This window comes from Pseudomonas sp. IPO3778 (assembly GCF_013386825.1).
Taxonomy (GTDB): Bacteria; Pseudomonadota; Gammaproteobacteria; order Pseudomonadales; family Pseudomonadaceae; genus Aquipseudomonas.
On record NZ_JACARC010000011.1, the window covers coordinates 15605 to 29410 of the forward strand.

Here is a 13806-nt window from a genome sequence, read left to right on the forward strand (position 1 = left end):
GCTCAAGCAACGCCGTTGACTGAGCCCCTCTCCCAACCCTCGCTATCGCTTGTACCCTCTGATCCTTCGTCAGGTACACCGTCTGAGCACCAAGGAAAACGCCTGCCTCGCAGTCAGTTAAGGCAGGTGTCACTGAATCAGGCATCACCGCAGGACGTCACGGGGGTTTCTCCGGGAGGCAATGGCATACCGTCTCTGGAGCAGGCCAGACAAGCAGACGGCAGGTTGCAGAAAAACCTCACTCACTGGCTGACTACCGGCAAACTCAGGGCGCAACCCATTCCCGAAAATGCCTCTATCGAACCCTTTGTGGGCGCTTACCGCACGGCCGTAGGCGACCCGCAGGTGCAGGCATGGTTTAAGTCGAAACACCTGAATCTATCGACCGTGCGGGTGTACAGCGACAGGGTCGAAGGGGTGGTCGTGCGTGACGGCCAGGAGGTACAGGCGCAGTTTTCGACCACGGATGGTTCTGGCTGGTGGGAGGTCAGTGCGAAGGTGCGGGCTACCCAAAAAATGTTAAGCCCGAGCGATATCGGCATTCTGCTGCCGGATGCCAGCACCGGAAGTTTTAATCATGTTGATACGATTCTGGACTTTTACGGGGTCGTTATTCCTAACGACCCTACCGCGAGCAAGGTACTTGGCGAGCAGCTCAAAACCAGCGGCTGGCCGGTTATTTCCGACGATAAAAGAATTCAGTGGGCTCAGCAGCTCGCGCAATGCTCACAGCGGAACACCGACAGGGAAGGGCGTTCAGGTCTGGCCGTTCAGTTGAAGACGCTGCTCAACGGCAAGCGTGAGGGCGACGACCTTAAGCTGTCGGAGCAAACCGCAGTCGTTTCCCCTGAGTCGACCCTGGCGCAGAAAAGCCAGGTACCACGGCAACGCTTTCTCGAGTTTTTGGCGTCGCCACCCTTCAAGGCCTTTATTGAGAAAACCGGGTTCGGCGGCGCCAATCAGGGTTTCAGAATATCCGAGGGTACGCTCCAGTTACGCGACTCAGCCAACCAGTGGATCTCCCTGAAACGCTTTTTCGATGATGAAGTCAGTAAGGTCTCGGCGGGTGGAAATGCACAGGAGCGGGCCGCGGTTGACCGACTCAACGCTGACTTGAATCAACTGGTAGACATGAGCAACCACACAGGTAAAGCGCTCTATTCCACCTTCACCTATGACGTGCGCCAGGTACTGGAGTTTAACTGCCTGGGCAGCCCCGTCACGGTTGCGCAAACCCGCGACGCGGTTGACTGGTTGAACAGTCAGCTGCCGCCGCCGCCCACGGCCGGTGACTATGCGGGGCTGTCACCTTACACATGGACGGCCGGAGCACTATCACCGGGGAATTACCCCGTGTTGAAGGCGATGTCCAACGGGCCGGGCTCGGTGTCTGAACGGTTGGCCCGCTATGCGGTAGTGGCCCAGGCCAAGGCGGGCGGGGCCGCCGAACCCGACCTGACGCTGCACACCTTTTTTGATTCCCCCGACGCGCTGGCCAAGGCCGAGCAAATGGCCCGGGCGCTGGAGTTGGCGGAAGTGGCCGACGGCCGGCCGCTGTCCAGGGCCATGCGTCATCAGTTATTGAGCACTGCGCTCAAGCTGAGTGTGGACCCGGATCTACCCGGTAAGCCGGGTCTGGTTGCCGGCTACGACATCTATCAGCCGAACAACCTCGGGCGAACGCTGGATGAAGTGCGCAGCGATATTGAAAAACACCTGGAACGAAAGGGCGTCAGCGCAAGCAGTGCGCCGTTGGTGGCGCACCTGTTCCTGGCACAGGCGGCGCCCGAGTTTTTGATCCGGCCGGACCCCACTGTTTCGCTCCAGGCGCCAAAGGAACTGAGGCTGTCCCCGGGGCAAGTGACTGTGGGTTCCACGGCCTGGCTCGACATGCGCCTGGGCTGCGCAATGGCTGAAAAGCTAGCCGGTGCGGGCAGTTCGCGAGCAATGAACTATACGCAGATTCTGAACCTCACCCGCCTCAATGCCACGACACTGGAGCAAGAGGAACTGATCAAGGACCTGGGGGCCAAGCCCTTGCTGGATTGGGCGATCATGGCCGGCATTTTCCCCAAGACCCGGGACGGACGTTATTCGCCGGGTGACTATGAGGCGGCGTCAAAAGCCTTTGCCGCACGAGAGGAGGCCACGCGCCAGGCGTTCGCGACCCTCTCCCAATGGCCGGGCCCTGCGCCCGTGTATGTGCCCAACAGTTTCTCTTCGACAAAAACCGGGCAAATCGCTGAGGCCATCCTCAACAGCACGTTCGATGGGCGACGAGAACAACTGCTGGAATATGCCAATGAGCCGACAAAAATGGAGCAGCGATCCAGCTTTCCTTTTGACTCCGGCAAAGTGTTTACGATCGACAACCTGCGAACGGTTCTGAGCCTCACCCCGTTCGTGGGGAGCGTTGTGAATATTGCCGATGGAAATATCGGTGAAGGCCTCAAAGGCTTGCTGATCGACTTTACTTCCTTTGCGGCAACCGGCGGGCTAGTGACCGCCAAGGCGTTCTACAAGGGCATCAAGGCCGTGGTTCCTTTGGGCAATCGCGCCTTCAGCATGACCGCGTTGAAGGGGAGTGGACCGTTCTTGCGCAGTCTCTTCAACCCTCTGGACGGCACGCTCAACGTGCTGAAGTCGGGCGCAAGCGCATTAAGGTTCAGCAAAACCATGTTGTCCGGCAACTGGGTTTCCGTGGGCGAGGGCTTGTTTATGGCGGCGACGGCATTTGAAAAGTGCCGGTGGGGGATGGGGGTCTATGATCAGTTGGCCGCCAATGCTGCAACCCAGGCTGCCAATCGATACCCGGGGAGTCGCGCAGGCACCAGTCAAAATAGCCCGGTGTATGCTGTTCAGAAGGGGTCGAAGTGGTACGCGATCGACCCGGCTACGCGTCAACCAGCCGGGGCACCGCTTGAAGATTTCAAGGCCGACAGCGCCCTGGAGTAACGGCTTGCCAGCCACTCAGGCTGGCGTTTGAAACGTGGCTCGCAGGCCCCCGGGCCGCGTACTTTGCAGTCATGCGAATACGCGACCCGAGGGGTTTTATCAGTTCAAGCCAAGCTTGCCACGCAAGGTCGACAGGTCTTCTGCCAGGGTGTTGACCGGGCCAACCAGGGCTTTACGGTCAGCTTCCTTGACCTTGTCGTAGGTCTCAAAGCCGCCATCCTTGGTTTTGTACTTGGCCAGGATCTTGTCCACGGCGGCGAAGTTCTTGTCGACTTTGGCAACGAATGCCTTGTCTTGCTTCTCGATCTGCGGACGGAACAGGTCGACGATTTTCTTCGCGCCGTCGATGTTGCCCTGGAAGTCATACAGGTCGGTGTGGCTGTAACGGTCTTCTTCACCGGAGATTTTGGTTGCGGCCACTTCTTCAAGCAGGGCAGCAGCACCGCCTACGACTTTTTCCGGCGGGAAGGTCAGGCCGTCCACGCGGGTTTTCAGGTCGAGCACGTCGCTGTTGAGCTTGTCAGCCAGGGCGTCCAGGCCTTTGGTGGTGTTCTCGGAGAACAGGGTGTACTCGATGCGGTGGAAGCCGGTGAAGTCTTCGGCTTTCACGCCTTTTTCGTGGTCGTCGACACGGGAGTCGATCGAGGCGTCGAGGTCGCTGAACAGCTCGGCGATGGGCTCGATGGACTCATAGTGAACGCGGGTGGGCGCGTACAGCTTCTTGGCGGTCGCCAGGTCGCCTTTTTTCACGGCGTCGGTGAACGCCTGGGTCTGGGTGACCAGCTCACCGATTTCTTCGGTGACGTAGATCTTGTAGTCCGACACCGGCCCTACCAGGTCCAGCGGCGCGGTGGCGGCGAAGGCGGCCAGCGGCGAAAGGCTCATTAACAACGACAATGCGAGGGACGACTTCTTCATGGGACGATTTCCGCTCTGGGGTGTGTTTTAGGTGTTGGCAGTGGTGTGTGGATGTGTCGCATCAAGCAGCGTGCGCCCGATGAAATCCTGGGCCCCGGTGACGCCTGGCAAGGTGAAGAAATAACCGCCGCCGACCGGCTTCAGGTATTCCTCCAGGGGCTCGCCGTTGAGCCGGGTTTGCACGCTGATAAAGCCTTTCTCCAGGTCAGCCTGGTAGCAGATAAACAACAGCCCCATGTCCAGCTGACCGTTTTTATTGACGCCGTTGGAGTAGTTGAACGGCCGGCGCAGGATCAGGTTGGCCTGGGTCTGCGGGGTACGCGGGTTGGCCAGGCGGATGTGGGCATCGAGCTTGGTCAACTTGCCTTCCGGGTCCTTGGTGTAGTCCGGGACCTGGGTTTCTTTCTGGCCATCCATGGGCGCGCCACTGGTCTTGACCCGGCCAATGATGCTTTCTTGCTCTTGCAGGGGCGTGCGGTCCCAGCGTTCGACGAAGTTGCGGATGATCCGCACCGCCTGGTAGCTGCCATTGGCGGCCCAGGCCGGTTCGTCGCTGCCGGGTTGAACCCACACAATCTGGTCCATCGCCTTGTTGTCGTTGGAGTTCGGGTTGGCCGAACCGTCGCGAAAACCGAGGAAGTTGCGCGCACTTTGTGCCGGCTCGCCGGGGCGGGCAGGGGCCTGGGGCGGCACGCTGCCTTCCTGTTTCCAGCGCACCAGCAGCAGGTCCGGCAGGTTTTTCACGATGTCGCGCAGGGCGTGGATATTGGTATCCGGGGTGTTGGAACTGAACTGCAGGCTCAGGTCGCCGTGGCACTGCGCCGGTTCCAGCGCATCGTTGGGGAAACCCACCATGCGGATCAGGCGCTTGGGCTTGGCCGCGGCCAGGCCGAAGCGTTCGTCGAACAGCGACTCGCCCACCGAGACGGTGATGGTCAGGTTATCCGGCGTTACCACCGGGCCGAGGATGCCGGAGTCGGTGGGTGGCAGTTTCGGGTCGACCTGCACCACGGTGCCGCCGGTCATCAGGAACGCGATGCGCTCGTTCAGGGTGCGGAACAGCCGCTCCAGGTCTTCGCGGTCGCTGGCCAGCACATCGAACGACACCAGCATGCCGCAGGCCGGGCGCGGGGTGACGATACCGGTCTGGTGCTTGCCGTGGTAATCGTGATGGTCCTGGGTCTTTTCACTGCTGGGTGCGGTGGTGACTTGTGCGGCCGCGTTGGCGGCCATCGCCGGGCAGCTCAGGCTGCTGCCGGCAATCGCGGCGCCGGTGGCGGCCATGCCCAGCAATACACGACGACGCTGGGAAGAAAATTGTTCTGAATCACTCATGTCTACGGTCGTCTTCACTTCAGGCCGGAAAGGCCAAGGGCGGGGTCGATTCCATCGAGTGCAACGGCCAGAGCCTTGGCCTTGTCGGCGATCTGCTTGCGCTGATCGGCCGTGACGCTGTCATACGTGGCGTAGCGGCCATCGACTTTGAAACCGTTGAGCTCGGCGTCGAAGGCGCTGATCGCACTGTCGATGCCCGGCAGCAACGGCGCGGCAGACTTGGTCAACAGGGGGCGCATCAGGTCGACCACCTTGCGGGCGGCGTCCAGGTTGGCGGCGAAACCGTTGAGGTCGATATGGCTGTAGCGTTCTTCCTCGCCGCTGGCGGCGCGTACGTCGGCCAGGGTGTTGAGGTTGCGCACCACAATGCTCACCAGTTGCTCCGGCGGCAGCGACTGGGCCAGCAGTTCTTGCTTGAGGCGGGTGACGTCGGTGACCAGGCGCTGGGCAATCGGCGCCAGGCCATCGAGGTTGCGCTGCTGGAACAGGCCGTACTCAAGACGGTGGAAGCCGCTGAAGTCCGGGTCCTGTTCGCGTTTTTCAAAGTAATCGGCGCGGGCGTTGATCCCGTTGTCCAGCTCTGCCAGGCGTTGCGAAGCCGGGGCCAGACGCTGGTAAGCCTCGCGGGCCGGCACGTACAGCGCCTGGGCCTGGCTCAGGTCGCCGGCTTCAATGGCCTGCTCGAGCGCGGTGACGGCTTTGACCAAGGCGCCGCCCTGGCTGCTGAGGTACACGCGGAACTCCGACAACGGGCCGATAAACGCCACCATCGACGGTTTGGCCTTGGCTTGCGCGTCGGACTCGGCCGTTGGCGTCACCGTCAAGGTGCCCCGTGGGTTGCTCAACAGGCCGCAGGTGATCTGGTAGTCGCCCGGCAGCAGGTTGGCGTTGATCACCTGGCTCAGGCCCGGGGCGATGTTTTCACGCTCTTCGACTACCAGCACGCCGTCGAGGATTTCCCACTCAACGGCACGGTCCGAGCGGTTGATGATACGGAAACTGGCGTGGCCGGCCGGCACGGTGAGGGCATTTGGCTCACAGCTGTGGGCGTGGATGGTCACCGCGATTTCATTGTGGTTGGCCTGGCGCTTGGAGGCGGCCAGTTGGGAGGCGTAGTAGAACAGGCCACCGGCGGCGATCATGACGACCACCGAGCCGCCCACCGCCCAGCGCAAGGCACGGGAGGGCGGAGCCGGTTGAGGGGTTGGGTTGGACAAGAGACGGTCCTTACTGGCTGGAAACGGAAGAAGTGGTACGGGTAGCCGGCTTGCTCGGCGGCGCGGGCAGGAAGAACATCACCAGGGCCACCACCAGGTAAATCAGGTAGGCACCGAGGGTGCTGACCGTCGGGGCGTCCTGATAGCCGAACATGCCGGCCAGCACCGAACCCAACGGGCCATCCATCGGCAGCGTCGCGCTGAAATCGAACAAGACGGTTTGCAGGTGGTTCCACACCCCGGCTTCGTGCAGGGCTTGTACTGAGTTGGCGAGGATGCCGGCGGCCACCACCAGGATGAACAAACCGGTCCAGCGGAAGAACGCGCCGAGGTTCAGGCGCATGCTGCCGGTGTAGATCAGGAAGCCGACGATGATCGCCAGGATCAGGCCGAGCAGGGCGCCAATCGGTGCACCAGGGCCTTCGCTCTGCTGGAACACCGCCAGCAGGAAGAACACGGTTTCCAGGCCTTCACGGGCCACGGCGAAAAACACCATGGCGATCAGCGCGGTGACCTGGTGTTTGGAACCGGCCAGGGCGTGATCGAGGGATTCATGCAGGGAATGCTTGATGGAACGTGCCACCTTGCGCATCCAGAACACCATGGAGCTGAGAATGCCCACGGCCACCAGGCCGACGATGCCTTCGAACAGTTCCTGTTGTTTTTGCGGGAATTCGGCACTGACCAGTTCCAGTCCACCGCCGACCAGCAGCGCCAGGGCGGCTGCCAGAAACACGCCTATCCACACTGCGGGCATGTACTGGCCACGGCCAGTTTGCTTGAGATAGCTGGCAATAATGCCAACGATCAAGGCAGCTTCTATGCCTTCGCGCAGCATGATTAAAAAGGGAACAAGCATTCGGCACCGAATCGTCACTAGATAGGATGCTAAGTTGTAACATAATGATACTCATTACTAAACAGGGAATATTGACCTTTACTGAACGTTGACTGAACGGTGGTGGCAAACCGCAACCCCCACTAGAATGCGCAGCATCGTTCCAGCCACCGGATTGCGCCATTCCCCATGTCGGAAAAAGACACGATCTCCATCCATCTGGTGCGCGAAGCCCTGTTGCAGAGCTGCGCGCCGGGTGCGGCGACGGATGAAGTATTGATCAAGGTCGGGATTAGTCCAGCGCTGCTGGAACAGCCAGACGCCCGTGTTCCGGCGACGGCTTACGCGCGGTTATGGCGCTTGCTGGCGCGGCGCATGGACGATGAATTTTTCGGCATGGACCCGCGCAAGCTCAAGTCCGGCAGCCTGGAATTCCTGTGTCGCGCTTCCATGGCCCAACCGACCCTGGCTGCGGCGCTGGAAACCGGCCTGGGCTTTCTGTCGCTGATGTTCGAGCGCATGCCCGCACAACTGGTGCACCAGCAGAGCCTGGCGGAAATCGTCTTGTGGGAGCCGGAGCCGCAACCCAAGCGGGCTTTCACTTATTTCGCCTACTGGATGATCGTCCATGGCGTTGCCTGCTGGCTGGCGGGGCGGCGCATCCCGATCCTGGCGATTGAATTGCGCTGCCCGCAACCGGACTTTTGCGACGACTACCAGGTGATGTTCTCTGACAACCTGCGCTTCGACCGGCCCCGCACCCGGATGATCTTTTCCGCCGACTGCCTCGACCTGCCGATCAAGCGCAGCCCGGAAGAGCTCAAGCGCTTCCTGGCCCATGCGCCCGCCAACATCCTGGTCAAATACCGCGACCCCGACAGCCTCGCCACCCGCATCAAGACCGACCTGCGGCACATGCCCGCCGACACCTGGCCGGAAACCGAAGGCCTGGCGGCCTCCCTGTGCATCTCGGCGTCAACCCTGCGCCGGCGCCTGGCGGAAGAAGGGCAGACCTACCAAGGCCTCAAGGACAGCGTGCGCAAGGAACTGGCGATCGTGTGGCTGGCCGACGCCGACATCAGCTTTGCCGAAATCGCCACCCGCCTGGGGTTTGCCGATGCCAGCTCGTTCTACAAGGCGTTTCGCAAATGGTCGGGCTCAAACCCCGGGCATTACCGAAGTTTGATTCTCAATGAAGCCAGTTGAATCACGCAGCCTCGCTTTATCCATTTGCTAACTCTTCAGGGAGATATCTGTTGCGAAAATTATGGGTTGTGTTTTTTTGCTGCGCGCTATTCCCGCTGACCGCCTGGTCGGCGATGGGTATCGGTGATTTCACCCTGGGCATGCCGCGCCAGCAGGTCATCGAGATCCTGCAGCGCCATTTTCCGGCAGTGACACTGGAAAAGAACATGCTGTTTGAGCCGCCGATGCCTTACTACAGGGCACTTGAACCGAACCGCGCCTATAACCTGGGTGATGTTCCGATATACGTTGTGCGGGCCTACTTCGATGGGGCCGACCGGCTCAGTCAGCTGGGCATAAGCTTCAACACCACCGATGCCGAGCGGGTCAAAACGCTGGTGCCGTTGATGCGCCAGGCGCACCTGGCCCCAGGCACAGATGAAGGTCGGTATGAAGCGTTTTTCGATGACGGCGAGCTGACCTATTCCGTCAACAAAATGTTTGAGTGGACAACCGTCGAGATCGCTGACAAACGCATGTCTGACCTGAATATTCGGATGCGCGCCCACGACGACCAATTCGCCCGTTCGGTCCGGGAAAAGCACCCGCAGCTCTTCACCCCGTCCAAGTAGTGTGTGAAAAAATCAACGCGCCCGTTCCTGGTCGTTGATCCAGGCAAAAAAAAGCCCCGCGACCGAATGAGGGCGCGGGGCAAAAAATTGGCTGGATGCGACCAACCAAAGGAGCTCTTTAGATCACATCACTTGGCACTGGCGATGGTGGTACTCGGCTGCCAGCCACCACCCAACGCCTTGTAGATCGCCACGATGCCGCGATACAGATCCACTTCGGCCTGGGCCTGGGAATCTTCGGCGGCCAGACGCTCACGCTGCGCGTCCAGCAACACCAGGAAGTCCACTGTCCCTTCGCGGTAGCGAATCTCTGCCAGATCCGCCGCCGCACGACTCGCCTCACTCTGACGAATCAGTGAGACCAGGCGCTGCTGGCGTTTGCCGTAATCACTGAAGGCATTTTCCGATTCTTCCAGCGCCAGCAACACCTGCTGCTCATAGGTCGCCAGGGCACCGTCAGCCTCGGCATCCGCACCCCGCAACCGCGCCCGCACACTGCCCAGGTCAAACGCTGCCCAGGTGATGCTCGGGCCCAGCGACCAGGCATTCGCCGCCGCCGAACCAATCTGCGAACCACGCCCGGCGGTAAAGCCGAGGAAGCCGCTGAGGCTCACCCGTGGAAACAGATCAGCCTTGGCCACGCCAATCCGCGCGGTGGCCGCTGCCAACTTACGCTCGGCACTGAGAATGTCCGGGCGACGCTGCAGCAGTTGCCCCGGGTCACCAATCGGCAAGGCCTTGGCAATCGCCGGCAAGTCTTTCGGGCTCAGGTCCACGGTCAACTTGTCCGGGCGCTCGCCGAGCAGGGTAGCGATGCGATTACGCTCGCGCACTTCCTCGGCCTGCAGTTGCGGCACGCTGGCCTCTACCGCGGCCAGACGCGCATCGGCACGCACCACGTCGAGCTGATCGCCCACACCGGCATCCCGCAGGCTGACGGTGATGCCCCGTGAATCTTCCTGGTTCTTCAGGTTGGCAACGGCGATTTTCTCGCGCAGTTGCGCGCCCCGCAGTTGACCGTAAGCGTCCACCAGCTCGGCAATCATGGTGACTTGCAGCTGATACAGATCGGCTTCGGCCGCCTGTTGGTCAGCGTCGCTGGCTTCCAGGTTGCGGCGGATGCGCCCGAACAAATCCACTTCCCAGGCCATGTCCAGGCCCAGGTCATACCGCTCGCTGTTGACGCGGTTGGTGGTCTGGCCGGGAACCTGGCCTTTGCCCACGTCGCTGCTGACGCGGCTGGTGATCACCGGCATCACGTCGTTGGCGGCGTCGTCACGAATCGCCCGGGCCGCCCGCAGGCGGGCAAAGGCCACCCGCAGGTCTCGGTTGCCGTTCAGGGATTGCGTCACCAACTGGTTGAGGGTCGGGTCGTCGAACTGCTGCCACCAGATGCCTTCGTACTTCGCGTGGTCGTACTGCTTGGCGTCGGCGGCGGCCGTGACATTGGCCGCCTCCAGTGGCTGGGTTTTATAGTCCGGGCCCACGGCACAGGCGCTCAGCGCCAGTACCAGCAAGCTCGGCAAAAATACTTTCACGCTCATTGCTGTGTCTCCAGCTTCAAGGCCTTGGCCGCTTTACGGGCCTCACCGCGTTCAACAAACCGGCGGATCAGTACATAGAACACTGGCGTCAGCAGCAGACCGAAGAAGGTCACGCCGATCATCCCGGAGAACACCGCCACGCCCATGGCATGACGCATCTCGGCACCGGCACCGCTGGACAACACCAGAGGCACCACACCCATGATGAAGGCGAACGAGGTCATCAGGATCGGCCGCAGACGCAGACGGCAGGCTTCCAATACCGCCGCCAGCGGGTCGAGGCCTTCCTTCTGTTTATCCTTGGCAAACTCGACGATCAGAATCGCGTTCTTACAGGCAAGCCCCACCAGTACGATCAAGCCGATCTGGGTAAAGATGTTGTTGTCGCCGCCGGAGATAATCACCCCGGTGATGGCCGACAGCAGCGTCATCGGTACGATCAGGATCACCGCCAGTGGCAGGCTCCAGCTTTCGTATTGGGCGGCCAGTACCAGGAACGCCAGCAGTACGCAGAGCGGGAACACGAACAGCGCGGTGTTGCCCGAGAGGATTTGCTGATACGTCAGGTCAGTCCACTCGTAGGTCATGCCGTTGGGCAGTTCGTCTTTCAGCAGTTTTTCAATCGCCGCCTGGGCCTGGCCGGAGCTGTAGCCCGGTGCGGCGTTGCCGTTGATCTCGGCGGTGATAAAGCCGTTGTAGTGCATCACGCGGTCCGGGCCCGAGGTGTCGCTGACCTTGATAAAGGTCGCCAGGGGGATCATCTCGCCTTTGTTGTTACGCACTTTCAGCTGGCCGATCTGGTCTTCTTCCAGGCGGAACTGCTGGTCAGCCTGCACGTTGACCTGATAGGTCCGGCCGAAGCGGTTGAAGTCGTTGGCATACAACGAACCCAGGTAGATCTGCAGGGTGTCGAAGATGTCGCTGATCGCCACGCCGTGGGTCTTGGCCTTTTCGCGGTCGATGGCAGCATCGACCTGGGGCACGTTGACCGTGTAGCTGGTGAACAGGCCGAACAACTCAGGGGTGGTGCGGCTCTTGGTGATGATGTTCTGCACTTCTTTGTACAGCTCCTCATACCCCAGGTTGCCACGGTCTTCGATCTGCAGGCGGAACCCGCCGATCGTCCCCAGGCCCTGTACCGGCGGCGGCGGGAAGATCGCCATGTAGGCTTCCTGGATGCCGGCGTACTTGCCGTTCAGTGCGCCGGCAATCGCGCCGGCCGACATGCTTGGGTCTTTACGCTCATCGAACGGCTTCAAGGTCACGAACACGATGCCGCTGTTCGGGCTGTTGGTGAACCCGTTGATCGACAGGCCGGGGAACGCGACGGCGCTGTCCACGCCTGGCTGTTTCAGCGCGATGTCGGACATGCGCTTGATCACGTCTTCGGTGCGGTCCAGGCTCGCGGCGTCCGGCAATTGGGCGAAGGCCACCAGGTATTGCTTGTCCTGGGCCGGTACGAAACCGGTCGGCGTGTGGGCAAAGCCCAGCCAGGTCAGGACCATCAGGCCGGCGTACAGGAACAGTGCAATACCACTGCCGCGAATCACCCGGCGTACGGTACCGACGTAACCATGGCTGGCCTTGTCGAAGAAGCGGTTGAACGGTTTGAACAACCAGCCACCCAGCAACTTGTCGAGGAACCGCGAGAAGGCGTCTTTCGGTGCGTTGTGACCTTTAAGCAACACCGCTGCCAGTGCCGGCGACAAGGTCAGCGAGTTGAACGCCGAAATCACCGTCGAAATCGCAATGGTCAAGGCGAACTGCTTGTAGAACTGCCCGGTCAAGCCGCTGATAAAGGCCGCTGGAATGAACACCGCACACAGCACCAACGCGGTCGCGATGATCGGGCCGGTCACTTCGCTCATGGCTTTTTCGGTGGCCTGGAACGGTTCCAGTCCCAATTCAATGTTCCGCTCGACGTTCTCCACCACCACGATGGCGTCGTCCACCACGATACCAATGGCGAGTACCAGGCCGAACAGCGACAGCGCGTTGAGCGAGAAGCCAAACAGGTGCATCACCGCAAACGTACCGATCAACGATACCGGCACCGCCACCAACGGAATGATCGAGGCGCGCCAGGTTTGCAGGAACAGGATCACCACCAGCACCACGAGGATCAGGGCTTCGAACAGCGTATGTACCACCGCCTCGATGGAGCCCCGCACGAAGATGGTCGGGTCATAGACGATGCTGAAGTCCATGCCTTCCGGGAAGCTCTTTTTCAGCTCCGCCATCTTGTCGCGTACTTCGTTGGAGATCTGGATCGCGTTGGAACCCGGGCGCTGGAAGATCGGGATCGCCACCGCAGGTTGGTTGTTGAGCAGCGAACGCAGGGCGTATTGGCTGGAACCCAGCTCAACCCGTGCAATGTCTTTGAGGCGGGTGATTTCACCGTTGTCGCCTGCGCGAATAACGATGTTCTCGAACTCTTCCTCAGTGACCAGGCGGCCCTGGGTGTTCACCGACAACTGGAAGCTGGTGGCATTCGGTGCAGGTTGCGCACCCAGGGCACCGGCGGCCACTTGACGGTTCTGCTCGCGAATCGCAGTCACCACATCGGTGGCGGTCAGGTTGCGCGAAGCGGTTTTGTTCGGGTCCAGCCACACACGCAGGGAGTAGTCGCCCATGCCGAACAGTTGCACGTCACCCACGCCGCCCAGGCGTGCCAGCTCATCCTTCACATTGAGCAAGGCGTAGTTGGACAGGTAGAGCATGTCGTAACGCTTGTCCGGGGAGGTCAAGTGCACAACCATGGTCAGGTCGGGGGAGGCCTTGTCCACGGTAATACCGATGCGCGTCACTTCCTCAGGCAGTTTGGGCTGCGTGCGGGTGACACGGTTCTGTACCTGCACCTGCGCGTTGTCCAGGTCGGTGCCCAGGGCGAAGGTGATGGTCAGGGTCAGCTTGCCGTCGGCGGTCGACTGCGAGGACATGTACAGCATGTTCTCGACGCCGGTGATCGCTTGCTCCAGGGGCGCGGCGACAGTTTCGCCGATGACCTTGGGGTTGGCGCCCGGGAAGTTGGCGCGTACCACTACCGTTGGCGGTACCACTTCCGGGTATTCGCTGATCGGCAGCTGGAACAGCGAGATCGCGCCGGCGATCAGGATCAGCAGCGAGAGCACCGCTGCGAAGATCGGCCGCGAAATGAAGAACTTGGAAAAATTCATCTTGAG

The 13806-nt window shown here is 61.1% G+C and carries 9 protein-coding genes; 3 read left to right on the forward strand and 6 right to left on the reverse strand.

Annotated elements, in window-relative coordinates:
* Positions 1-225 precede the first annotated feature (225 nt).
* A complete protein-coding gene (locus HX855_RS03310; RefSeq protein ID WP_177084899.1) occupies positions 226-2955 on the forward strand; it encodes a hypothetical protein in 2730 nt (909 codons plus the stop codon).
* Between the two features lie 99 nt (positions 2956-3054).
* On the opposite strand, the gene efeO (HX855_RS03315) is transcribed toward HX855_RS03310, so the two are convergent.
* From efeO (HX855_RS03315) to efeU, 4 genes are read right to left on the reverse strand one after another with little or no spacing between them, the layout of a single operon-like run.
* On the reverse strand, positions 3055-3873 hold the full coding sequence (efeO, locus tag HX855_RS03315) for an iron uptake system protein EfeO (RefSeq protein ID WP_177044104.1): 819 nt from the start codon (positions 3871-3873) through the stop codon (positions 3055-3057).
* Between the two features lie 27 nt (positions 3874-3900).
* Complete coding sequence (gene efeB, locus HX855_RS03320; protein ID WP_177084901.1) at positions 3901-5208, reverse strand: iron uptake transporter deferrochelatase/peroxidase subunit; 1308 nt, start codon at positions 5206-5208, stop codon at positions 3901-3903.
* Between the two features lie 14 nt (positions 5209-5222).
* A complete protein-coding gene (gene efeO / locus HX855_RS03325; protein ID WP_177084903.1) occupies positions 5223-6425 on the reverse strand; it encodes an iron uptake system protein EfeO in 1203 nt (400 codons plus the stop codon).
* A 10-nt stretch (positions 6426-6435) separates the two neighbouring features.
* On the reverse strand, positions 6436-7284 hold the full coding sequence (gene efeU / locus HX855_RS03330; RefSeq protein WP_026078249.1) for an iron uptake transporter permease EfeU: 849 nt from the start codon (positions 7282-7284) through the stop codon (positions 6436-6438).
* Between the two features lie 168 nt (positions 7285-7452).
* Here efeU and HX855_RS03335 point away from each other — a divergent pair, with 168 nt between their 5' ends.
* Both HX855_RS03335 and HX855_RS03340 read left to right on the forward strand, forming a co-directional pair.
* Entirely contained in the window at positions 7453-8469 is a 1017-nt protein-coding gene (locus HX855_RS03335) for an AraC family transcriptional regulator (protein WP_177084905.1), read from the forward strand.
* Positions 8466-9080, forward strand: coding sequence for a hypothetical protein (locus HX855_RS03340; RefSeq protein WP_177084907.1), 615 nt, complete (start codon positions 8466-8468; stop codon positions 9078-9080). Before HX855_RS03335 ends, HX855_RS03340 begins: the two co-directional genes overlap by 4 nt.
* 128 nt (positions 9081-9208) lie before the next feature.
* On the opposite strand, the gene HX855_RS03345 is transcribed toward HX855_RS03340, so the two are convergent.
* Together HX855_RS03345 and HX855_RS03350 are read right to left on the reverse strand one after the other, a co-directional pair.
* Complete coding sequence (locus HX855_RS03345) at positions 9209-10624, reverse strand: efflux transporter outer membrane subunit (protein ID WP_177084909.1); 1416 nt, start codon at positions 10622-10624, stop codon at positions 9209-9211.
* Entirely contained in the window at positions 10621-13800 is a 3180-nt protein-coding gene (locus HX855_RS03350) for an efflux RND transporter permease subunit (protein WP_177084911.1), read from the reverse strand. Before HX855_RS03350 ends, HX855_RS03345 begins: the two co-directional genes overlap by 4 nt.
* Positions 13801-13806: the final 6 nt, after the last annotated feature.

What these genes read in the sequence shown, in the direction of transcription:
- efeO (WP_177044104.1), bottom strand. Translation starts at nt 3,873, where the DNA reads ATGAAGAAGTCGTCCCTCGCATTGTCGTTGTTAATGAGCCTTTCGCCG.
- efeB (WP_177084901.1), bottom strand. Translation starts at nt 5,208, where the DNA reads ATGAGTGATTCAGAACAATTTTCTTCCCAGCGTCGTCGTGTATTGCTG.
- efeU (WP_026078249.1), bottom strand. Translation starts at nt 7,284, where the DNA reads ATGCTTGTTCCCTTTTTAATCATGCTGCGCGAAGGCATAGAAGCTGCC.
- HX855_RS03335 (WP_177084905.1), top strand. Translation starts at nt 7,453, where the DNA reads ATGTCGGAAAAAGACACGATCTCCATCCATCTGGTGCGCGAAGCCCTG.
- HX855_RS03345 (WP_177084909.1), bottom strand. Translation starts at nt 10,624, where the DNA reads ATGAGCGTGAAAGTATTTTTGCCGAGCTTGCTGGTACTGGCGCTGAGC.
- HX855_RS03350 (WP_177084911.1), bottom strand. Translation starts at nt 13,800, where the DNA reads ATGAATTTTTCCAAGTTCTTCATTTCGCGGCCGATCTTCGCAGCGGTG.